Below are 20420 nucleotides of genomic sequence, written 5' to 3'. Positions count from 1 at the left end.
AGCTGTACGGCGAACCATCCGATGCTCCAGGCTTTTTTGCCGCAAGCAGCCTTTCCGAGTACCGGCCGCGGCCGGCGCGGCGTGGGCCTGACCGTGGGGCTGGCGGCGCTGCTGGCCCTGGCGGTCGGCCTGCTGCTGGCCCGGGCCATGCTGCCGCCGGTGGCCGAGTTCGAGACGGGCCAACTGATCGAAATGCGGGGTCTTGAATCCGCGCGCGGCCGACTGCCCGGCCACACGCCGTCCGGCGGATGGGCGCCCGTCGTCCTGCCCGACGCGTGGCACCAGCGCTGGCCCGGCCACGAGGGGCGCGTGTGGTACCGATTGCGCTTTGCCGTGCCCGCCGACTGGCCCGCCGACCGCGACGTGGGTCTGCTGATGACCTATCTGAACATGGCCGGCGCCGTGACGCTGGACGGCGTGCCGATCTGGCGCGACGCGAGCCTGTCCGAGCCGCTTTCGCGCAGTTGGAACCAGCCGCGCCTGTGGCGCCTGGGACGCGGTGGCGTGGGCGCGGCCGGGCCGCTGGGCCGGGGCACCGAGCACACGCTGCTGATCGAGGTGGCCGGCCATGCCGAGTACCTGGGCGGCCTGGGCCGGGTCTGGCTGGGCGACGCTGGGCGCCTGCAGGCGTTGCACGCCCAGGAGCAATGGGCGCGCCTGGGCTTGCAGCAGTGGAGCCTGGGCATGAACCTCGCGGTGGGGCTGTTGTTCCTGATGCTCTGGGTGTGCTGGCCGCGCGAGCAGCTGTACGGCTGGTACGCCGCCGCGTCGATGTGCTGGGCGCTGTTCAGTTGCAACCTGACCGCGCGCAGCCCCTGGCCGCTGCGCGACACGCACCAGTGGCAGATGGCGATGGCCCTGGTGGCGCTGGCTTTCGTCGTCTGCTTCACGAAGTTCGCGTTCCGTTTCGCGGAAGCGCGCCACCCGCGCATCGAGCGCGGGTTGGCGGCGGTGTTCGTGCTGGCGGTGGCGCTCGGCGTGCTGGTGCTGGTGGGTCTGCCGCAGGCGCGCGGCGCCATGCGGCTGGGGCTGCTGCTGGCGGCGGTGGCGGGCTTCATGGCCGTGGCGGCGTACCTGGTGGCGCATGCCTGGCGCGTGCGCGAGCCGCCTGCCGTGGCTCTGGCCGTCGCCGTGCTGCTGCCTTGCGCCGCGGGCCTGCACGACATGGCCGTGGTGCTGCAGTGGCTGCCGGGCGACCGCCACTACCGGGTGAGCGCCTCCACGCTGCTGATGATGTCCATGGCCCTGATCATGGCCTGGCGCCTGCGCCGCGCGTTCGAACGCGCGGCTTTCTACAGCGCCGATCTGCGCCAGCAGGTGAGGGCCGTCCAGGCCGAGCTGGGCGCCGCGCTGCGGCGTCAGCACGAGCTGGAGCTGGCCGCCGTGCGCCACGCCGAGCGCCTGAACCTGGTGCGCGACCTGCACGACGGGCTGGGCGGCTCGCTGGCCAGCGCCATCGCCCGCCTGCGGGTCGGGCGCGCCGAGCCGCGGGCGCCGGTGGTCTCCCAGTCGCTGGAGGTGCTGCAGCAGATCGACGACGACCTGCGGCTGATCATCGACAGCGCGCGGGCGGCGGCGGACGCCGATTTCATCGCCCTGCTGGCACCGGCCCGCCTGCGCCTGCAGGAGCGGATGGAACAGTTGGGCATCGAGACCCGCTGGGACATGCAGGGCCTGGAAGGCCTGCGCCTGGCCGGCTCGCGCGGCCTGAACGTGCTGCGCACGCTGCAGGAAGCGCTGACCAACGTCGTCAAACACAGCGGCGCTCGCCGCGTGCGGGTGCTGCTGCAGCAGCATGGCGGCGTGCTGGGGCTGGTGGTCGAGGACGATGGCGCCGGGTTCGACCTGGAGCGCGCGCCAGGGCAGGGGCTGGGCCTGGGCAGCCTGCGCGAACGGGCCCACGCGCTGGGCGGCACGCTGCACCTGCAGTCGCGGCCGGGCGAGGGCACCCGGCTGGCGCTGCGCATGACGCTGTCGCCGCGGGAGCGCGCAGCCGGGCTGGTCAGCCCGCCGATGGATCGGCCGGCGGACCCGCCGACGCAGTGGCCGGCGTAGCCACCGCCGGGCGCGGCGGTTTGGGCCGCGGCGGCTTGGCGGTGTGGATCAGCAGGGTGGCCTGCGCCATGTCGCCGGCCGACAGCGGTGCCAGCGCGGTGGCCGAACGGTCGATGGCCTGGTCGATGGCGATGCGGTCGTCCAGCGGCGGCTTCTTCAGCACCCAGCCCACGACCTCGCTCTTGGCGCCGGGATGGCCGATCCCCAGGCGCAGGCGCCAGTAGTCGGCGCTGCCCAACTGCGCATGGATGTCGCGCAGGCCGTTGTGGCCGGCGTGGCCGCCGCCCTGCTTGAGCTTGGCCTGGCCGGGCGGCAGGTCCAGCTCGTCGTGGACGACCAGGATTTCCTCCGGCGCGATCTTGTAGAAGCGCGCCAGCGCGGCCACCGACCTGCCGGACAGGTTCATGAAGGTCTGCGGCTGCAGCAGCCACACGCCGCGCCCCTGCACGCTGGCGCGCGCCACCAGGCCGTGGAAGCCGCGTTCGAGGGCGAGGTGCGCGCCGAGCGCGCGCGCCACTGCGTCGATCCACCAAAAGCCGGCGTTGTGCCGCGTGGACTCGTATTCGGGGCCGGGGTTGCCCAGGCCGACGAGGAGCTTGATCATGGGGCGATTATCCTGGCCCAAACGAAACGGCCCGCCGAAGCGGGCCGTGGGGTGCCGTGGCGGCGGACGCGGGCTTACTTCTTGTCGGCGTCGGCCGCGGGCGCGTCGGCTGCAGGCTCGGCCTCGGCGGCAGGCTGCACCACGGAGACGAGCACCGGGTTGTCCTGGCCGTGCAGCACGGCTTCCACGCCCTTGGGCAACTGGACGTCGCTCAGCGTCAGGGTGGCGCCTTTTTCCAGCGTGGACAGGTCGACGTTGATCGCCTCCGGCAGATCGGCCGGCAGGCAGGAAACTTCGAGTTCGGTCAGGATGTGGCTGATCAGGCATTTGTCCAGTTTGACGGCAGGCGACTCTTCCTCACCCTGGTAGTGCAGCGGGATCTTCATGTGGATCTTCTGCCTGGCCGACACGCGCTGGAAGTCGATGTGCAGCACCTGCTGGCGGAACGGGTGGACCTGCACGTCGCGCAGCAGCACCTGGCTGGCCTGGCCGGCCAGTTCCATGTCGAGCACGCTCGAATGGAAGGCTTCTTTCTTGAGGGCCTGCCACAGGGCGTTGTGGTCCAGTTCGATGAGCTGGGGTTCGCCCTCGCCGCCATAGACGATGCCGGGCACCTTGCCGGCGTTGCGCAGACGGCGGCTCGCACCCGTACCCTGCTTGGTGCGCTCGAAAGCGACGAATTTCATGGTGTAACTCCTGGATGAGCCGACCGCGACCAGTGCGGCTCCGTTTGAAAAAGACCGCGAGCGCCCGATGGGCGGCGCGGCCGCTGGACGTTCCTCAGAACAGGTTTTCCTGCTCCTGGAACAAACTCATCACCGATTCGCCCCGCGCGATGCGCTGGATGGTCTGCGCGATCAGCGGCGCCACCGACAACTGGCGGATCTTGCCGCACCGGGAGGCGCCGTCGCTCAGGGGAATGGTGTTGGTGACCACCACCTCGTCGAGCGCCGCGCCCTTGGCGATGCGCTCGATGGCGGGGCCGGAGAAGATGGGGTGCGTGCAGTAGGCGTACACCTTCTTGGCGCCGCGCTTCTTCAGCACCTCGGCCGCCTTCACCAGGGTGCCGGCGGTGTCGATCATGTCGTCCATGATGACGCAGTTGCGGCCCTCGATGTCGCCGATGACGTGCATCACCTCGCTCACGTTGGCCTTGGGGCGCCGCTTGTCGATGATCGCCAGGTCGCAGCCCAGCTGCTTGGCCAGCGCCCGCGCGCGCACCACGCCGCCGACGTCGGGGCTGACGACCAGCAGGTCGTCGTAGTTCTGCTGCCGCAGGTCGCCCAGCAGCACGGGCGAGGCGTAGATGTTATCGACCGGGATGTCGAAGAAGCCCTGGATCTGGTCGGCGTGCAGGTCCATGGTCAGCACGCTGTTCACGCCCACGGCCTGCAGCATGTTGGCCACGACCTTGGCCGAGATCGGCACGCGCGTCGAGCGCGGGCGGCGGTCCTGGCGGGCGTAGCCGAAGTAGGGGATGACGGCGCTGATGCGTTCGACCGAGGCGCGCTTGAGCGCATCGACCATGATCAGCAGCTCCATCAGGTTCTCGTTGGTCGGCGCGCAGGTGGGCTGGACCACGAAGACGTCGCGGGCGCGCACGTTCTGCTGGATCTCGATGGTGACTTCCCCATCGGAGAAGCGGCCGACGTCGGCCGCGCCCAGCGTGATGCCCAGGTTGCTGGCGATCTCGGCGGCCAAGGCCGGGTTGGCGTTGCCGGTGAACACCAGAAAGTCAGAGGTAGATGACGGCTGCATGCGCTTTCCGGCGGATCACAAGAGACCCCGTGGGTCCCCGGGCTGCCCGCCCGGGACGGTGGTTTGGCAGGGGAGGAAGGACTCGAACCCTCGCATGCCGGAATCAAAATCCGGTGCCTTAACCAACTTGGCGACTCCCCTACACCGGCTGCCGGCTGCAACGTGCTGCCTGCCACCTTTTCAATCGTCGCTGGCGGCCCAGCCGCTGAGCGGATGAACCTCCAAATTGCTGCACAGACGCATCCGCCAGTCCGGCGGGGCCTGGAAGGCGATGCCTTCCTGAACCTGCATCTGCGGCACCCGCGCGAAAACCGCGCTGCCCGAGCCGGTCATCCTGCCTGAAAGGCCGTGCCGCGCCAGCAGCCCGAGCCCTTCGGCGACCTGCGGGCAAAGCCGCTCGGCGACCGACTGCAGATCGTTGCGGCCAAAGCCGTATGGGTCTGCAGCAAAGCCCGAGAGTATAGCAGGCTCCGTGTCACGTTTCAGGTCCCAGGCCTGAAAAATCGCTGCCGTGTCCAGCCCCTGGGGTGGTTTCAGCACCACAAAATGCGCGCGAGGCAGGGCCAGGGGCTGGATGTGCTCGCCGATGCCCTCGACCCAGCCGTGGCCGCCATGCAGGAAGAAGGGCACGTCGGCGCCCAGCCCCAGGCCGATGCGCGCCAGTTGCACCCGGCGCAAGCCCAGCCCCCACAGCCGGTTGAGCGCCAGCAGCGTGGTCGCCGCGTCGGAGGAGCCGCCGCCCATGCCGGCTTGCGCGGGGATGCGCTTGTGCACGCCGATGTGCGCGCCCTCGGCGCAGCCGGTGGCCTGCCGCAGCGCGTGGGCGGCGCGCAGCACCAGGTCGTCGGGCGGCAGGGGGGCGCCGAGGTCCTCGCGCGTGACGGCGCCATCGGCGCGCCGCTCGAAGTGCAGGGTGTCGCACCAGTCGATCAGCATGAAGGCCGATTGCAGCAGGTGGTAGCCATCCGTCCGCCGGCCCGTGACGTGCAGGAACAGGTTGAGCTTGGCCGGCGCCGGCACGTCGTGGAGGGCGCGCATGGTCAACTGTCCATGGCGCCGCGTGCTGCCTGCTCGCGCCTGGGGTGGGTCATCGATCCAGCACCACGCGCAGCTCCGCCGCGGGCGGCGGCGCCAGGCGGCGGGCCAGCAGCCGGCCGTCGGGCAGGCGGCTCAGGTCGGCTTCCCAGCCTTCCACGGCTTGCGGCAGGCCGCGCAGCCAGGCGAACAGGGCGCGCACGGGCAGGGCGGTGCCCGTGACCTCGGCCGCCAGGGCGTCCAGGGAGACGTAGTGCCGCGTCTGCTCGCCCTGGCGCAGCACCGCCTGGCCGGGCTGCCACTGCATGACGGCCAGGGTGCTGCCCAGCGGCGAGGTCAGGCTGAGTTCGCCGGCCTGCGGGCCGCCGCTGAGGCTGAAGCCGGCGGAGAACTGCTGGGGCGGCTCGGCGGCGACGGTGAGGCCGAGGCGTCCGCTCCAGGGCCCGATTTTCGAGTCGAATTGGCCTATAGCCGGCGCCGGTGTTGCGCATCCAGCTATTAAAAATGTAGCAACCGCAAGCAGGCAAAGGCCGGCGCGCACGGCCCTGCTCATGGCGCCACCTGGAGGCGCTTCAGCGTCTTGACCAGGGTGTCGTTCACGGGATCCAGGCGCAGCCCCTCGCGCCACATGGCGTGGGCCGCCTCGCGCTCGCCCAGCGTCCACAGCACCTCGCCCAGGTGGGCGGCGATCTCGGCGTCGGGGCGTTTCTTGTACGCGGCTTCGAGGATGCGGCGGGCTTCGCGCGGGCGGCCCAGGCGGAATTCGACCCAGCCCAGGCTGTCCTGGATGTAGCCGTCGTCCGGCGACAATTGGACGGCCTTCTCGATCAGCGTCTTGGCCTCGGTCAGCCGCACGCCGCGATCGGCCAGCGAATAGCCCAGCGCGTTGTGGGCGTGGGCCGCGTTGGGCTTGAGCTCGATCACGCGGCGCAGCAGGCGCTCCATCTCGTCCATGCGGTCGATGCGCTCGGCGGCCATGGCGGCGTCGTAGAGCAGGCCGTCGTCGTCGGGGTTCCGCTTCAGCTCGTTGCTCAGCAGCTGGTAGGCCAGTTGCGCCTGGCCGTGGTCGCGCAGCAGTTGCGCCTCGGCCAGCAGCTTGAGCCGGGCATCCTCGGGCTGCTGCTCGGGCACGGACTGGATGGCCTGACGCGCTTCCTCGATGCGGCCCTGGCGCGCCAGCAGGTTGGCGCGGCGGGTCTGCACGGTCAGCATCTGGTCGGGCGAATCGACGGCGGCCAGCAGCTTCTCGGCGGTGGCGTAATCGCCCCGCCGCTCGGCGATGCGCGCCAGCGCCAACTGCGCCTGGTTGCGGCCGGCGCCGCCGTCGGCGCCAGGCTCGTCGGCCTGCTCGCGCGACAGATCCAGGTAGCGCTGCAGCGCCTGCTCGGCCTGCGCGTCCTGGCGCTCGTCGGCGTAGAGCGCGCCCTGCACCAGCCAGCCATCGGGGTAGCGCGGCAGGCGCTGCGTCAGGGCGGACAACTGGGCGTGGGCATCAACTGGGCGGCCCAGCTCGGCCAGGGCGCGCGCGTAGCCGATTTGTACCTCGGGCTTGGCGGCGGGGCTGGCCAGGTGACGCCGGATCAGCGGCTCGGCCTGCGCCTCGCCAGCGCCGGCCAGCAACTGCAGCGCCAGCAGCGCGGGCCATTCGGAGTGGGCGTCGGCGTCCTGGCCCAGCGTGGCGGCCGACAGCGCGCCGGCCTGGTCACCCGCCTGCAGGCGCATGCGGCCGATCGTGGTCCAGGCCGCCGGCGCCAGCGCGGGGGTCTTCAGGGCCTCGGCCAGGCCGCGCTCGATGGCCTGCGCGGCCTCGTTCTTGTCGGGCACGCGCTGGTAGAGCGCGGGCAGGGCGGTGATGAAGGACACCTTGTCGGCGGCGGGCAGCGAATTCAGCACCGCGCGCAGCGGGCTTTCGGACTCGGCCACGCGGCCCAGCACGATCAGCACCTGCAGCTCGTAGCGGCTGGCGTCGGCGGAATCCGGGTGTGCCTGGCGCCAGGCGCGCGTGGCCTCCACCGCCGCCGGGCCCGAGCGCGACTGAATCGCCATTTCGGTGGCGCGCCGGAACAGCGACTCCTCGCCGGTGCGGCGGGCGGCGTTGAGCATGTAGGCCGAGCCGGCCTGCCCGTTGCCTTCGTCGAAGGTCAGCTCGCTCAGCAGCAGCTCGTACATCAGCCGCGCGGTCAGGCGCGAGCGCAGCGGGGCCTCGGCGCCGCCGGCTGCCGGGGCGGATGCGGCCGGCGCGGCGGGCGTTTGCGACAGCGCGGGCAGGCTGGCCAGGGACAGCGCCAGCCAGGCCAGGACACGGGTGGAATGGAGCATCGAATCATAATAATCCATGCCCCCTTTTTCATGTTCCATGCCCTGCCGCGACCATGCCCGAACTGCCTGAAGTCGAAGTGACCCGGCGCAGCTTCGCCGACCGCATCCAGGGCGCCCGCATCGTGGCGGCGCGCCCTGGCCTGCCCCTGCGCTGGCCGCTGGGCCTGCCGCCCGAGGCCCTGGCCGGGCGCATCGTGCAGGACGTGGGGCGGCGCGGCAAGTACCTGCTGCTGCACCTGGACGAAGGGGTGCTGCTGGTGCACCTGGGCATGTCGGGCAGCCTGACCTTCCAGCCCACGCCGCCGGCGCCCGGCTCGCACGACCACTTCGACCTGGCGACCAGCCAGGGCGTGCTGCGCCTGCACGACCCGCGCCGCTTCGGCGCCGTTGTCTGGTCGCCCGGCACCGAGGTGGAGCCGGCGCGCAAGCTGCTGGCGCGGCTGGGCGCGGAGCCGCTGGGCGACCAGTTCGACCCCGCCGCCTTCCACGCGGGGCTGAAGTCGCGCCGCGCGCCGATCAAGCAGGTCTTGCTGGCGGGGGACGTGGTGGTCGGCGTGGGCAACATCTACGCGTCGGAGGCGCTGTTCATGGCCGGCATCCGGCCCACGGTGCGCGCCAGCCGGCTCTCGCGCCCGCGCGCCGATCGGCTGCACGCCGCCATCCGCGCGGTGCTGGCGCGGGCGGTGGAGCGGGGCGGCAGCACCTTGCGCGACTTTTCCAACGCGGCGGGCGAGGCCGGGCATTTCCAGCTCGAGGCGGCGGTCTACGGCCGGGCGGGACAGCCCTGCCACGGCTGCGGCACGCCGATCCGGCTGCTGCGCCAGGGCCAGCGATCGACCTATTTCTGCCCGCTGTGCCAGCGTGCCTGAGCACCCGTCGTCCGGGGCACCCTGCGCAAAGGCCCGGTGTAATATGCCGCGATCATTGGAAGGGGCGCCGGCCGTGACAGGTTTCACCGAACAGTTCGACAGACATGGCACGTGGCGCCGCGAGATGGGATTGCGCCTGAAGGTGCTGGGCGACTGGCTGCGGGAGCAGCATCTGTTCGGCGACGGCGCGCAGGAGGGCATCCAGCGCCTGATCGAGTTGCTGCGCTCCGACGAGGTGATGCTGGGCAAGGAAACGCCGGGCGCCCGCCAGCGCATGCTCGCGGAGCAGGACGCCGCGCCGATGGGCGTCGAAGCCCGCCTGGCGCGCCTGACGGGCGAGCTGCAGGTCTCGACGCTGCGGGCCGCGCGGTCCGAAGAGCCCGAGGCCGTCGCCGCGTGAACTGGGCGCCGGGCGAATTCGCCGAGCGCATCGTCACCTGGCAGCGCCGCCAGGGGCGCCACGGCCTGCCCTGGCAGGGCACGCGCGAGCCGTACCGCGTCTGGCTGTCCGAGATCATGCTGCAGCAGACGCAGGTGAGCACCGTGCTGGACTACTACGCCCGCTTCCTGCAGCGCTTTCCCGACGTCGCCGCGCTCGCCTCGGCCTCGCAGGACGAGGTGCTGGCGCTTTGGAGCGGGCTGGGCTACTACTCGCGCGCCCGCAACCTGCACCGCTGCGCGCAGGAGGTGGTGGCGCGCTTCGGCGGCCGGTTTCCCCGCGCGGCGGCGGACTTGCAGACGCTGCCGGGCATCGGCCGGTCCACCGCCGCCGCGATCGCGGCGTTCTGCTTCGGCGAGCGCAGCGCCATCCTGGACGGCAACGTCAAGCGGGTGCTCACGCGCGTCCTCGGCATTGGCGACGACCTGAGCGTGGCGGCGCACGAGCGCGCGCTGTGGCAGCGCGCGCAGGACCTGCTGCCTGCCGCGGAACGCGACATGCCCGCCTACACCCAGGGCCTGATGGACCTTGGCGCCACCGTGTGCACGCAGCGCCGCCCGGCCTGCACGGTCTGTCCGGTGGTGGACCGCTGCGCCGCCGCGCGCGAGGGCCAGCCCGAGCGCTACCCCGTCAAGACCCGGCGGCTGGTGCGCCGCCAGCAGACGCTGTGGCTGCTGCACGCGATCGACGGGGGCGGGCGTGTCTGGCTCGCGCAGCGCCCCGCCAGCGGCATCTGGGCGCGCCTGTATTGCCTGCCCGCCCACGACGACCGCGACGCGCTGCTGCGCGGCGTGCCCACCGGCGCGCGCGATAGCGTGGTGGAGCATCCGCCGTTCACGCACGTGCTGACGCACCGCGACCTCCTCATCCACGTGCTGACGGCGACGCTGCCGGAGGGCGCGCCGCCGGGCGGCGACGGCCGGTGGTACGCGGCCGGCCAGTTGCCCGCGCTGGGTCTGCCCGCGCCCGTGCGCCGCTTTCTGGCCGCTCAGGCGGAAGCGGCCCGGCCGGGCGCCGTTTCTTGAATCAAACAGGCCTCAAGCCGGCGCGGATATTGCGCGAGTAGCTATCAAAAGAGGAGTATTCAGGGCGCGCCCAGTTCGCGGTGCCGCCGCAGCGTCAGCCACTCGCCGCCGAACATCGCCGCCAGTTTCTCCACCAGGTAGACCGAGCGGTGCTGGCCGCCCGTGCAGCCGATGGCGACGGTGACGTAGCTGCGGTGATCGCGCGCCAGCACGGGCAGCCAGGTGCGCAGGAAGGTGGCGATCTGGTCGAGCATCAGCGCCACCTCGGGCTGGCGTTCCAGGTACTCGATCACCGGCTCGTCGCGCCCCGTCAGCGGGCGCAGGCCAGGTTCGTAGTGCGGGTTGGGCAGCATGCGCACGTCGAACACGTAGTCGGCGTCCAGCGTGATGCCGCGCTTGAAGGCGAAGGACTCGAACACCAGCGTGAGGTTCGAGGCGGGCGCCGCGATCAGGTCCTTGACGAAGGCCAGCAACTGCGCCGGGCGCAGGAAGCTGGTGTCGATGACGTGCGAGCGCTCGCGCAGGTCGGCCAGCAGCTCGCGCTCGCGCGCGATGGCCTGCATCAGCGCCTGCTGCGCGTCGCCGTCGCCCGGCCGCGACAGCGGGTGGCGGCGGCGGGTTTCGGAAAAGCGCCGCACCAGCGTCTGGTCGCTGGCGTCCAGGAAGATCAGCCGCAGCGCGATGCCTTTGTCGCGCAGCCCGTGCAGCAGCAGCGGCAGTTGCGGCAGCGCGTGGCCACTGCGCACGTCCATGGCGATGGCCAGCTGGCGCGCGCGCAGCTCGTCCTTCAGCCCGATGAAGGGCTCCAGCAGCTCGGGCGGCAGGTTGTCCACGCAGTAGTAGCCGGCGTCCTCCAGCGCGTGCAGCGCGATGGACTTGCCCGAGCCGGACATGCCGGTGATGACGACCAGTTCGGTGCTCATCGAAACACCTCCGCGCTGCGCGCCGAGGTGTTCGCCTTGGGATCGGCCCGGCGGCTCACGCGCGCGCCTTCGGCCGCGACGGCGGCGACGGCCTGCCTTTGCCCGCGGGGGCTGACGTCGGGGGTTGGAGCATCTCCAGCGCATGCGCCAGCGTGGCCGCGGAGATGTGCTCGCCGCCGAGCATGCGGGCGACTTCCTGCGTGCGGGCCTTGCCCTCGATGGGCGTGACCGAGCTGACGGTGGCGCCGGCATCGTCCCGCTGCTTGCTGACCCGCAGGTGGTGGTCGGCGCAGGCGGCCACCTGCGGCAGGTGGGTCACGCACAGCACCTGCCGGTCCTGACCCAGGCGCCGCAGCAGGCGCCCCACGGCGGCGGCCACGGCGCCGCCGACGCCGGAATCCACCTCGTCGAACACCAGCGTGCCGGCCGGGCCGAGCGTGCTGGTGGTGACCGCGATGGCCAGGGCCAGGCGCGACAGTTCACCACCGGATGCTACTCTTTCGATAGCTCTTGGCGCAGATCCGGCGTGGGCTGAGACCAGAAAAGACGTGTTTTCGAGGCCATGGGCGGCAGGTTCCGCCAGCGGCTCCAGCCGCACCTCGAACACGCCGCCGGGCATGCCCAGCGCCTGCATCGCGGCGGTCACGGCGGCGGCCAGGCGCGCTGCGGCCTGGCGGCGCAGGCGGGACACTTCTCCAGCCGCCTGGTCGTAGGCGGCGCGGGCCAGCGCGGCGGCGGTTTGCAGGCGCTCCAGGTCGGCGGACGATTCGAGCCGGGCCAGGTCTTCGCGCCAGCCGGCCAGCAGCGCGGGCAGGTCTTCCGGCGGCCGGCGGTAGCGGCGCGCCAGGCCGATCCACTGGCCCATGCGCTCGTCCAGCGCGGCCAGTTGATCCGGGTCCGGCTCGGCGCGGCGCAGGTAGGTGTGCAGGCTGTGCGCGGCGTCGCGCGCCTGGGCCTCGCAGGCTTGCAGCACCTCCAGCAAGGCGGCGAACTCGGGCTCGATGGCCTGCTGCGCGGCCAGCGCGTCCTGCGCCCGCGCCAGGGCGGGCAGCGCGCCGGCGTCGCCTTCGTCGCCCTCCAGCGCGGCGCCCGCGGCCTGCGCGGCGTCGATCAGGGCCTGGGCGTGCGACAGCCGGGCATGGCGCTGGTTCAGCTCGTCCCACTCGCCGGCCAGGGGGGCCAGCTTGTCGATCTCGCCGATCTGCCACAGCAGGCGCTCGCGCTCCTGCGCCAGGCTGTCCTGGGCGGCGCGGGCCTCGGCCAGGGCGGTCTGGGCGCGCTGCCAGTCCTGCCAGGCGGCGGCCAGCGCCCGCGCGTCGGCGCCGGCGTAGGCATCGAGCAGCGCGCGCACGGCGGCGGGCCGCGTCAGGCTCTGCCAGGCGTGCTGGCCGTGGATGTCGACCAGCCATTCGCCCAGTTCGCGCAGCTGGGCCACGGTGGCGGGCGAGCCGTTGATCCAGGCGCGGCTCTTGCCCGAGGCGTCGATGGTGCGGCGCAGCAGCAGCGTCCCGGCGGCGGTGTCGAAGCCGCGCTCTTCCAGCCAGGGCTGGGCGCTGGCGGGGGTGTCGAACTCGGCGCCGATCTCGCAGCGCGGCTGGCCCTCGCGCACCCACAGCGCGTCGCCGCGTCCGCCCAGCGCCAGTTGCAGCGCGTCGATGAGGATCGACTTGCCGGCGCCCGTCTCGCCCGTCAGCGCCGAGAAGCCCGCGCCCAGCGCCAGGTCGAGCGCGGGCACGATGACGAAGTCGCGCAGGCTCAGGTGGCGCAGCGCCATGGCTAGACGCCTCCCTCGTTCCAGTGCAGCTTGGCGCGCAGGGTGTCGAAGTAGTTCCAGCCCCGGGGGTGCAGAAAGCGCACGCGGAATTCGGAGCGCCGCACGATGATGCGGTCGCCGTGGTGCAGCGAGGTCACCGACTGCATGTCGAAGCTGGCGTTGGCGTCGCGCCCGGCGACGATCTCGATGGCGATCTCCACCGGGTCGGCCAGCACGATCGGCCGGTTCGACAAGGTGTGCGGTGCGATCGGCACCAGCGCCCAGCCCGGCAGCAGCGGGTGCAGCAGCGGCCCGCCGGCCGACAGCGCGTAGGCTGTCGAACCGGTCGGCGTGGCCACGATGATGCCGTCGGCGCGGTGGTTGGCGACGAAATGCCCGTCCACCTCCACCCGCAGCTCCACCATGCCGGAGGCCGCGCCGCGGTTGACGACCACGTCGTTCATGGCGAAGGTTTCGAAGACACAGGCGCCGCCGCGCATCACCCGCCCGTGCATCAGGGCGCGGTGGTCTTCCTCGAAGGCGCCGGCCAGCATGCGCGGCAGCACCTCGCGGTATTCGCCCAGCGGGATGTCGGTGATGAAGCCCAGCCGTCCCTGGTTGATGCCGATCAGCGGCGTGCCGTAGCACGCCAGCTGGCGACCGACGCCCAGCATGGTGCCGTCGCCGCCCACCACCACGCACAGGTCGCACTCGGCGCCGATGCCGGGCACGTCGAGGGAGGAGAAGCGCGCCAGGCCGGTGATGGCGGCGGTGCGTTCCTCAAGGTTCACCTGGCAGCCCTGCGCGGCCAGGAAGTCGCCGATCTCGGCCACCAGTTCGAGGGTCGATTCCACGGGGTTGCCGGTGACCGATTCGTGGTACTTGCCGACCAGGGCGACACGCGGGAACTTCAGGCTCATCGGCAAATTACATCATAATGATTCGACACTTCTCGCCCGCCGCGCGAGGGCGCTGAACCGGAAGCTGAATTGGCGACACACCCAGGCTCCATGCTCGATGACCGTTCCCGGCGGCTGCTCAAGACCCTGATCGAGCGCTACATCGCCGATGGCCAGCCTGTCGGCTCGCGCACCCTGTCGCGCGCGTCGGGGCTGGATCTGTCACCCGCCACCATCCGCAACGTGATGTCCGACCTGGAGGAGCTGGGCCTGATCGCCAGCCCGCACACCTCCGCCGGGCGCGTGCCCACGGCGCGCGGCTATCGGCTGTTCGTGGACACCATGCTCACGGCCCGGCGCGCCGAGCTGCAGACGCCGCAACTGCCGGCCGAGCAGCCGCAGAAGGTCATCGCCAACGCGGCGCAACTGCTGTCCAACCTGTCGCGGTTCGTGGGCGTGGTGATGGCGCCGCGCCGCTCGTCGGTGTTCCGCCACATCGAGTTCATGCGGCTGTCGGAGCGGCGCCTGCTGGTCATCATCGTCTCGCCCGACGGCGACGTGCAGAACCGCGTGCCGTTCACCGAGGCCGACTACTCGGCGTCGGAGCTGGTCGAGGCCTCCAACTACCTCAACGCGCACTTCTCGGGCATGGCCATCGAGCAGGTGCGCGCCCGCCTGCGCCAGGAGGTGGACCGGCTGCGCGGCGAGATCGCCACGCTGATGCAGGCCGCGGTGCAAGTGGGCTCGGAGGCCATCAGCCAGGCGCAGGACGAGGTGGTGATCTCCGGCGAGCGCAACCTGCTGGCGGTGACCGATTTCTCCAGCGACATGAACCAGCTTCGCCGCGCCTTCGGCCTGTTCGAGCAGAAGGCGCAGCTCATCCGCCTGCTCGACGTGTCCAGCCAGGCCGAGGGCGTGCGCATCTTCATCGGCGGCGAGAGCCAGATCGTGCCGGTCGAGGACCTGTCGGTGGTGAGCGCACCCTACGAGGTGGACGGCCAGGTGGTCGGCACGCTGGGCGTGATCGGCCCCACGCGCATGCCCTACGACCGCATGATCCAGATCGTGGACATCACCGCGCGCCTGGTCAGCAACGCCCTGAGCCAGAGCAAATAGAGGGGAGAGGGTGTAGCGGCTTGCTATTCCTCTGCCGTATCACGGCGTTCGCACCGTGAAAGGGCTGCGCGCCGCTGGGGCTTGTGGCCCGTGACCGTCCTTGACCTTTGACGGCTTGTACCGCGCCGTAACCCAAGATGGCGGGCAATTCCACCCGGCATCCTTCAAGGTTTGCCGTAGACGACGCATTCTTCATCGGCGAGCAGCGCACGCTGCTGCTGACCGATGGCCGCGACGTTCTCGGAACCCGGACTTCGATACGGCGTCCGGGGCCAAGCTGTTCACGCTGGATGCCGGCGCAGCCTGATGGTTGGGGCTGGGTCAGCCTGGATGAACCGGCGACGGTGCAAGGCCGCTTGGGTCCCGCCGCCGAAATTCCTACTTCAACGTGAAACGTGCCGTCGCCGCCCTGCCGTTGATCGTGACGACCGCCACGGCCTTGGTGCCAGGGCCAACCTTGAAGCTGCCGGTGGCCTCCAGCTTGTCGCCAGCCGGCTTGAGTTCGACCTCCTGCTTCTCGGCCCCGGTCAGCAGGGTAACTTTCGCACTGGCCTTCGAGACATCGGCAGGCTTGCCGTGGTCGCGCACGTGGAGTTGGATCGTGACAGGCGTGGCGAGGAGTTCGTAGCCCATGTCCCTGACCTCGACCACGACGCCGCCGTGCATCGGCTGGTGTTCATGGGCATGGTCATGTTTGCCGCCAGCGGCGAAAGCCGCGCTGGCGAAAGTCAGGGTGATGGCAGCGACAACAGCATGCGTCTTCATGGCGTTTCCTTTCGGGTGGAGGATGGAAAAACGGATAACTTGGGAATCACAGCGCCTCGACATCCTTGTCGTTCTCCAGCCGCTCGGCATCCTTACGGCCGAACAGCCAGAACATCGCGGGCGTGAGGAAGGTGTCGAGCAGCGTCGAGCTGATCAGGCCCGAGAAGATCACCACGGCCACCGGATGCAGCACCTCGGTGCCGGGCTGCTCTGCCTCGAACAGCAGCGGTGCCAGCGCAAAGGCCGTGACCAGCGCCGTCATGAGCACCGGGCTCAGCCGTTCGAGAGAGCCGCGCACGATCATCTTCTGGTCGAAGCTCTCGCCCTCGAAGCGCATCAGGTTGATGTAGTGGCTGACCTTGAGGATGCCGTTGCGCACCGAGATGCCGGCCAGCGTGATGAAGCCGACGAGCGCGGCCACCGACAGCGGCTGGCCCGACATCCACAGTCCGATCACCGCGCCGACCAGGGCCAGCGGGATGTTGACCATGATCAGTGCCGAGAGAGTGCTCGACTTGTAGCGGCTGTACAGCACCACGAACATCAGCACCAGCGACACGATGGACAGCAGGCCGACGAGCCGCGAGGCCTCTTCCTGTGCCTGGAACTGGCCGCCCAGCGTGATGAAGGTCCCCTCGGGCAATCGGGTTTCGGCGACGACCTTGCGAATGTCCGCGACGATCTCCGACAGCGCACGACCTGACGCGTTGGCCGACAGCACGATGCGGCGCTTGCCGTCGTCGCGGCTGATCTGGTTGGGGCCGTCGCCGTCCTCGATCGTCGCGACCTTCGAGAGCGGGATGCGGCCCGTCGGCGTTTCGATCAGGATCTGGTTCAGCCCGTCGATCGACCGCGCCGCCTCGGGCAGTTTCACCACCAGCGCAAAGCGCCGCCCCCCTTCGACGATCTGCGCGATCTTCTCGCCTTCGACCAGGCTCTGCAATGTGGCCAGCACCTGCGGTGCCGGTACGCCGTACTGCGCGGCCGCGGCGTAGTCGATATGCACCTTGATCTGCGGCGCGAGCACCTGCTTCTCGACCTGCAGGTCGGCGATCCCGGGAATCGCCGCCAGCCGCTGCCGCAGCGCCTCGGCTTGCCCGCGCAGTGCATCCAGATCCTCGCCGAAGACCTTGATCGCGATCTGCGAACGCACACCCGAGAGCATGTGGTCGATGCGGTGCGAGATCGGCTGCCCGATCTCGATGGCGGCCGGCAGGTTGGCCAGGCGTGCGCGGATGTCGGCCCTGACCTCATCCATGCTGCGTGTGAGTTCGGCGGTTGGCTTGAGGCCGACATCGAGTTCGCTGACGTGCACGCCCTCGGCATGCTCGTCCAGCTCGGCGCGACCGCTGCGCCGCCCGACATGCGTGACCTCCGGCACCTGGCTCACCAGCACCTCGGCCTGGCGCGCCACGGCGGAGCTTTCGGACAGAGTGACTCCAGGGTTCAGCCGCAGGCCGATCAGCAGCGTGCCTTCGTTGAACGGCGGCAGGAAGGTGGTCGGGAAGAAGGGCACCGCGGCCGTGGCGGCCATCACCGCGATGGCCGCCGCGGCGAGCGCGGCCTTGGGCCGTTCCAGCACGGCCTCCAGGCCGTTGCGGTAGCGCGCCTTCAGCCAGGCGAGCACCTTGGTGTCACCGTGATCGAGGTTCTTCATGCGTGGCAGCAGGAAGAAGCTCAGCACCGGTGTGATCGTCACCGACACCACCAGCGAAGCCAGTGTCGAGACGATGAAGGCGATGCCCAGCGGCACGAACAGCTTGCCTTCCAGCCCCGGCAGCGCGAACAGCGGGATGAAGACCAGCACGATGATCACCGTGGCATAGAGAATGGCCGAGCGCACCTCCATCGTCGCGCGGCCCACCACTTCGAGCGGGTGCAGCCGCTTGTCGGCATGCTTCGCCCGGTCCTCCTTCAGCCTGCGCAGCACGTTCTCCACGCCGACCACCGCATCGTCCACCAAACCGCCGATCGCGATGGCCAGGCCGCCGAGCGTCATCGTGTTGATCGACAAGCCGAAATAGCGGAAGACCAGGGCGGTGATGAAGATCGAGACGGGAATCGCCGTCAACGCGATGACGGTCGGCCGCAGCGTCCCGAGGAAGAAGAACAGAATTGCCGCGACGAACACCGACGCGCCGATCAACTTGCCCTGCAGCGTGGTGATCGATGCCTCGATGAAGCTCGCCTGGCGGAAGGTGACGCGGGGCGCCTCCATGCCCGCGGGCAGCGAGGCCTGCAGCCCGGCCAATGCGTCTTCGATGGCAGTGGTCAAGGCAATCGTGTCGGCGGTGGGCTGCTTCTGGATGCCCAGGATCACGGCCGGCTTGCCCTCGAAGCCGGCATCGCCGCGCTTGATGGCGGCGGCGAAACTCACCTCGGCGATCTGGCGCAGCAGGATGGGCTGGCCCTGATGGGCGGTGAGCGCAAGGTTCTTCAGATCATCCAGGCGTGAGGTGCGGCCGAGGTTGCGGATCAGGTACTCCCGACCGTTCAGCTCCAGGAATCCACCCGAGGTGTTGGCCGAGAAGCCCTTGAGCGCGGCTTCAAGCTGATCGTGCGTGATGCCCAGTTCGGCCATGCGGGCCGTGTTCGGCTGCACCTGGAATTGCCGTACCTCGCCGCCGATCGGGATCACCTGCGCCACGCCCGGCACCGACAACAGCCTGGGACGCAGTACCCAGTCGGCGTATTCGCGCACGGCCATCGCGCTGATTTTTTGCGGATCGACGGGAATCGCGATCTGCATGATCTCGCCCATGATCGAACTGATCGGCCCCATGCGCGGCACGACACCTTCGGCCAAGCCTTCCTCCATCGAGGCCAGCCGCTCGGAGACCAACTGCCGGGCGCGGAAGATGTCCGTGCTCCAGTTGAACGTGACGTAGAGGAAGGACAGGCCGGCCGATGAGGTCGAGCGCACCGACTCGACGCCGGGCAGCCCGTTCATCGTCGTCTCCAGCGGGAAGGTGATGAGCTGCTCCACCTCCTCGGCGGCCATGCCGCCGGCCTCGGTCATGACCGTGACGGTGGGCTTGTTGAGGTCCGGGAATACGTCCACCGGTGTTTGGGACAGCGTGAATGCCCCGTAGGCCATCAGCACCACGCTGGCGATGATCACCAGCAGCCGGTTGGCCAGGCTGTTATCGAGAAGCCACTTGAACATGTGGACTCCTCAGCGCACCTGGTTGATCAGTGTGGCCCCTTGCGTAGCCACACGGTCGCCGGCCGCCAAGCCCGACGTGATCGCCACGTTCACACCGTCCAGCGGCTCAGCCGTGACAGGGCGCGGCTCGAATCGCTCGGGTGCGGTTTTCACCCAGACGATGGTCTGGTTGGCGGAGTTCTTCATCAGGGAGGCCACCGGCACCGCGATGCCCTTTACCTTTGCCTTGCTCTGAACGAAGACGCGTACCGGCTGGCCGACGGCCAGCGCCGACAGCGCGGCCCCTTCCGCGCGGAACGCCAGCGGCAACGCTTGCTCGCGCAGGCTGCGCGCGGCACCGACGAAGGTCAGTGACACGCGCTCCTTGCCGACGGCGAGCGTGGCGCTGCCGATGTCCGAGCCGATCGTCGTGTCGAAGGCGAGCGCTTCGATGCGCAGCCGGGCCGGGTCGACGATCTCGAAGACGAGTTCGCGGGCATCGACCACCTGGCCTGTCACGGCGTTGGCGGAGGCGATCACGCCCGAAACAGGTGCGACCAGTGCCTCGCGGCTGGAGAGGCCTCGGCCAACGGCGGCGACGCGCTCGGTCAGGCTGCGTGCCTCGCTCTCGGCCGCCTCGATGTCCTTGCGTGGCACGGTGTCGGCCAGTTCCTGCAAGCGCGCGACGCGCTTGTCGGCCAGGCTCTTGGCCGCGCGCAGTTCAGCCAGTTGCGCGGCCTGGTTCGAACGTTCGATGGGCGCTGAGGAGGGCACGACATAGGCCAGGACCTCGCCCCTGCGCACCACTTGGCCGGGGTTCGGCAGACCTCGGGGCCCCGGTTCGAGGCGGCCGGCGTTCAACGGCTGTACCTTGCCTCCGGCGTTGGGGTCCATCGCCACCTTGCCGTTCAGCTCGAACGAACGCGGCAACGCTCCCTCGTCGGTGAGCAGGGTGCGCACGCCGAGTTGCCGTTGCGCGGGCTTGGGCAGGAATACGCCGCCATCGGGCAGGCGCTGGGGGCCATTGGCGTTCGGCGCCGCGGGCGCGCCGCCGTGGTCATGACCTTCGCCAGCGAATGCGCAGGAGGCCGCGCCCAGTGACAGCCCGGCGGTGACTGCGAGAAGAATGTGCTTCGAGGTCATGCGGCATCTCCTGCGCGGCGTTGACGAGAGGCCGTCAAGCGGCGGCCGATGACGAACAGGATCGCCAGCGCAGCGGTCACGCTTGCGGCCCAGGCCGCATGGCGCATCCAGGGTTTGGCGGGCGCGGTCGTATCGGCATGCGCATCCCCGTGATGGTCGAATTCACCGGCAAGGAGATCGACGTCGCCTCCCGCGGTGACCGTCGCTGTGATCGGCAGTAAACCCGGCGCGGGCTCGGCCGCCAGCACGACCTCGTAGACGTCTTCATGTTTCTCGGCGGTGTGCTTCTCGCCCGCGACTTCGAGTTCGATCTGGGCGTCGGTCACTGGCGCGTTGTCGATGGCGCGGTCAAGGTAGAGGGTGATGTGCTTGCCGTTGAGCACTCCGACAAGCTCGAAGATGTCGGAGACGGCGGCGAATCGCGGGAGTGCGGGCCCGGTGGCGACAGGGGTGGCATCGCCATGGTCATGGCCATCATCGGCGTGCGCCAGCGGAGACAGTAGGAGAGCTGTGGTGACGCTCAGCACTGCCAGTAAGGAGGTGAATTTCATGTTGAAGATCCGGAAGAAGGT

At 70.2% G+C, this 20420-nt stretch carries 19 protein-coding genes and 1 tRNA gene; 6 read left to right on the top strand and 14 right to left on the bottom strand.

Translation table 11 applies throughout. The features are described 5' to 3' along the window. The first annotated feature begins 21 nt into the window (after positions 1 to 21). Positions 22 to 2055 carry a 7TM diverse intracellular signaling domain-containing protein gene (locus tag IPG65_RS18755; protein ID WP_293192770.1) on the top strand — a complete coding sequence of 678 codons (2034 nt, stop codon included), beginning with the start codon at positions 22 to 24 and terminating at the stop codon, positions 2053 to 2055. Here the strand turns inward: IPG65_RS18755 and pth are convergent. The 7 genes from pth to IPG65_RS18720 all read right to left on the bottom strand — a co-directional run bounded on the left by pth (position 2003) and on the right by IPG65_RS18720 (position 7771). Next, the gene (gene pth / locus IPG65_RS18750; protein WP_293192768.1) at positions 2003 to 2659 is read right to left on the bottom strand and encodes an aminoacyl-tRNA hydrolase; all 657 of its coding nucleotides are present in this window, start codon (positions 2657 to 2659) and stop codon (positions 2003 to 2005) included. The genes IPG65_RS18755 and pth overlap by 53 nt on opposite strands. Positions 2660 to 2733: 74 nt before the next feature. Further along, on the bottom strand, positions 2734 to 3345 hold the full coding sequence (locus tag IPG65_RS18745; protein WP_293192765.1) for a 50S ribosomal protein L25/general stress protein Ctc: 612 nt from the start codon (positions 3343 to 3345) through the stop codon (positions 2734 to 2736). 94 nt (positions 3346 to 3439) lie between these two features. Continuing rightward, positions 3440 to 4417, bottom strand: a complete 978-nt coding sequence (locus IPG65_RS18740; protein ID WP_293192762.1) for a ribose-phosphate pyrophosphokinase — start codon at positions 4415 to 4417, stop codon at positions 3440 to 3442. A gap of 64 nt (positions 4418 to 4481) precedes the next feature. Further along, a tRNA-Gln gene (locus IPG65_RS18735) sits at positions 4482 to 4558 on the bottom strand. Positions 4559 to 4597: 39 nt separating this feature from the next. Beyond that, the gene (gene ispE, locus IPG65_RS18730) at positions 4598 to 5455 is read right to left on the bottom strand and encodes a 4-(cytidine 5'-diphospho)-2-C-methyl-D-erythritol kinase (RefSeq protein ID WP_293192759.1); all 858 of its coding nucleotides are present in this window, start codon (positions 5453 to 5455) and stop codon (positions 4598 to 4600) included. Between the two features lie 49 nt (positions 5456 to 5504). After that, the gene (locus IPG65_RS18725) at positions 5505 to 6005 is read right to left on the bottom strand and encodes a lipoprotein insertase outer membrane protein LolB (RefSeq protein ID WP_293192757.1); all 501 of its coding nucleotides are present in this window, start codon (positions 6003 to 6005) and stop codon (positions 5505 to 5507) included. Continuing rightward, positions 6002 to 7771, bottom strand: a complete 1770-nt coding sequence (locus tag IPG65_RS18720; RefSeq protein ID WP_293192754.1) for a tetratricopeptide repeat protein — start codon at positions 7769 to 7771, stop codon at positions 6002 to 6004. Before IPG65_RS18720 ends, IPG65_RS18725 begins: the two co-directional genes overlap by 4 nt. Positions 7772 to 7824: 53 nt before the next feature. Between IPG65_RS18720 and mutM the strand changes: the two genes are divergently transcribed. From mutM to mutY, 3 genes are all read left to right on the top strand, one after another. Then, on the top strand, positions 7825 to 8640 hold the full coding sequence (mutM, locus tag IPG65_RS18715) for a bifunctional DNA-formamidopyrimidine glycosylase/DNA-(apurinic or apyrimidinic site) lyase (protein WP_293192751.1): 816 nt from the start codon (positions 7825 to 7827) through the stop codon (positions 8638 to 8640). 73 nt (positions 8641 to 8713) lie between these two features. Next, complete coding sequence (locus tag IPG65_RS18710; protein WP_293192748.1) at positions 8714 to 9040, top strand: hypothetical protein; 327 nt, start codon at positions 8714 to 8716, stop codon at positions 9038 to 9040. Beyond that, a complete protein-coding gene (gene mutY, locus IPG65_RS18705) occupies positions 9037 to 10104 on the top strand; it encodes an A/G-specific adenine glycosylase (RefSeq protein WP_293192746.1) in 1068 nt (355 codons plus the stop codon). Before IPG65_RS18710 ends, mutY begins: the two co-directional genes overlap by 4 nt. A 59-nt stretch (positions 10105 to 10163) precedes the next feature. On the opposite strand, the gene rapZ is transcribed toward mutY, so the two are convergent. From rapZ to IPG65_RS18690, 3 genes are read right to left on the bottom strand one after another with little or no spacing between them, the layout of a single operon-like run. After that, a complete protein-coding gene (rapZ, locus tag IPG65_RS18700; RefSeq protein WP_293192744.1) occupies positions 10164 to 11027 on the bottom strand; it encodes an RNase adapter RapZ in 864 nt (287 codons plus the stop codon). A 55-nt stretch (positions 11028 to 11082) separates the two neighbouring features. After that, complete coding sequence (gene recN, locus IPG65_RS18695; protein ID WP_293192741.1) at positions 11083 to 12801, bottom strand: DNA repair protein RecN; 1719 nt, start codon at positions 12799 to 12801, stop codon at positions 11083 to 11085. A gap of 2 nt (positions 12802 to 12803) precedes the next feature. Beyond that, complete coding sequence (locus tag IPG65_RS18690) at positions 12804 to 13700, bottom strand: NAD kinase (protein ID WP_293192739.1); 897 nt, start codon at positions 13698 to 13700, stop codon at positions 12804 to 12806. A gap of 90 nt (positions 13701 to 13790) precedes the next feature. On the opposite strand from IPG65_RS18690, the gene hrcA reads away from it, so the two are divergent. Both hrcA and IPG65_RS18680 read left to right on the top strand, forming a co-directional pair. After that, positions 13791 to 14795, top strand: coding sequence for a heat-inducible transcriptional repressor HrcA (hrcA, locus tag IPG65_RS18685; protein WP_293192736.1), 1005 nt, complete (start codon positions 13791 to 13793; stop codon positions 14793 to 14795). Positions 14796 to 14932: 137 nt separating this feature from the next. Then, positions 14933 to 15187: a hypothetical protein gene (locus IPG65_RS18680; protein WP_293192733.1), complete on the top strand. Its 255-nt coding sequence runs from the start codon at positions 14933 to 14935 to the stop codon at positions 15185 to 15187. Here the strand turns inward: IPG65_RS18680 and IPG65_RS18675 are convergent. The 4 genes from IPG65_RS18675 to IPG65_RS18660 are packed head-to-tail and all read right to left on the bottom strand — an operon-like array spanning position 15174 to position 20399. Beyond that, positions 15174 to 15560, bottom strand: a complete 387-nt coding sequence (locus IPG65_RS18675) for a hypothetical protein (protein ID WP_293192731.1) — start codon at positions 15558 to 15560, stop codon at positions 15174 to 15176. The two genes, IPG65_RS18680 and IPG65_RS18675, sit on opposite strands and share 14 nt — an antisense overlap. 46 nt (positions 15561 to 15606) lie before the next feature. Next, on the bottom strand, positions 15607 to 18726 hold the full coding sequence (locus IPG65_RS18670) for an efflux RND transporter permease subunit (protein WP_293192729.1): 3120 nt from the start codon (positions 18724 to 18726) through the stop codon (positions 15607 to 15609). Between the two features lie 9 nt (positions 18727 to 18735). After that, complete coding sequence (locus IPG65_RS18665; RefSeq protein WP_293192727.1) at positions 18736 to 19848, bottom strand: HlyD family efflux transporter periplasmic adaptor subunit; 1113 nt, start codon at positions 19846 to 19848, stop codon at positions 18736 to 18738. After that, positions 19845 to 20399 (bottom strand): hypothetical protein, encoded by a 555-nt coding sequence (locus IPG65_RS18660; protein WP_293192725.1) that lies wholly within the window; start codon positions 20397 to 20399, stop codon positions 19845 to 19847. Before IPG65_RS18660 ends, IPG65_RS18665 begins: the two co-directional genes overlap by 4 nt. Between the last annotated feature and the right edge of the window lie 21 nt (positions 20400 to 20420).

The sequence above is a fragment of the Ottowia sp. genome, assembly GCF_016703145.1.
Taxonomy (GTDB): Bacteria; Pseudomonadota; Gammaproteobacteria; order Burkholderiales; family Burkholderiaceae_C; genus Ottowia.
The sequence above is the reverse complement of the archived record's forward strand: the minus strand, read 5'-3'. Positions and strand labels throughout refer to the sequence as shown.

What these genes read in the sequence shown, in the direction of transcription:
- IPG65_RS18755 (WP_293192770.1), top strand. Translation starts at nt 22, where the DNA reads ATGCTCCAGGCTTTTTTGCCGCAAGCAGCCTTTCCGAGTACCGGCCGC.
- pth (WP_293192768.1), bottom strand. Translation starts at nt 2,659, where the DNA reads ATGATCAAGCTCCTCGTCGGCCTGGGCAACCCCGGCCCCGAATACGAG.
- IPG65_RS18745 (WP_293192765.1), bottom strand. Translation starts at nt 3,345, where the DNA reads ATGAAATTCGTCGCTTTCGAGCGCACCAAGCAGGGTACGGGTGCGAGC.
- IPG65_RS18740 (WP_293192762.1), bottom strand. Translation starts at nt 4,417, where the DNA reads ATGCAGCCGTCATCTACCTCTGACTTTCTGGTGTTCACCGGCAACGCC.
- ispE (WP_293192759.1), bottom strand. Translation starts at nt 5,455, where the DNA reads ATGCGCGCCCTCCACGACGTGCCGGCGCCGGCCAAGCTCAACCTGTTC.
- IPG65_RS18725 (WP_293192757.1), bottom strand. Translation starts at nt 6,005, where the DNA reads ATGAGCAGGGCCGTGCGCGCCGGCCTTTGCCTGCTTGCGGTTGCTACA.
- IPG65_RS18720 (WP_293192754.1), bottom strand. Translation starts at nt 7,771, where the DNA reads ATGCTCCATTCCACCCGTGTCCTGGCCTGGCTGGCGCTGTCCCTGGCC.
- mutM (WP_293192751.1), top strand. Translation starts at nt 7,825, where the DNA reads ATGCCCGAACTGCCTGAAGTCGAAGTGACCCGGCGCAGCTTCGCCGAC.
- rapZ (WP_293192744.1), bottom strand. Translation starts at nt 11,027, where the DNA reads ATGAGCACCGAACTGGTCGTCATCACCGGCATGTCCGGCTCGGGCAAG.
- recN (WP_293192741.1), bottom strand. Translation starts at nt 12,801, where the DNA reads ATGGCGCTGCGCCACCTGAGCCTGCGCGACTTCGTCATCGTGCCCGCG.
- IPG65_RS18690 (WP_293192739.1), bottom strand. Translation starts at nt 13,700, where the DNA reads ATGAGCCTGAAGTTCCCGCGTGTCGCCCTGGTCGGCAAGTACCACGAA.
- hrcA (WP_293192736.1), top strand. Translation starts at nt 13,791, where the DNA reads ATGCTCGATGACCGTTCCCGGCGGCTGCTCAAGACCCTGATCGAGCGC.
- IPG65_RS18680 (WP_293192733.1), top strand. Translation starts at nt 14,933, where the DNA reads ATGGCGGGCAATTCCACCCGGCATCCTTCAAGGTTTGCCGTAGACGAC.
- IPG65_RS18675 (WP_293192731.1), bottom strand. Translation starts at nt 15,560, where the DNA reads ATGAAGACGCATGCTGTTGTCGCTGCCATCACCCTGACTTTCGCCAGC.
- IPG65_RS18670 (WP_293192729.1), bottom strand. Translation starts at nt 18,726, where the DNA reads ATGTTCAAGTGGCTTCTCGATAACAGCCTGGCCAACCGGCTGCTGGTG.
- IPG65_RS18665 (WP_293192727.1), bottom strand. Translation starts at nt 19,848, where the DNA reads ATGACCTCGAAGCACATTCTTCTCGCAGTCACCGCCGGGCTGTCACTG.
- IPG65_RS18660 (WP_293192725.1), bottom strand. Translation starts at nt 20,399, where the DNA reads ATGAAATTCACCTCCTTACTGGCAGTGCTGAGCGTCACCACAGCTCTC.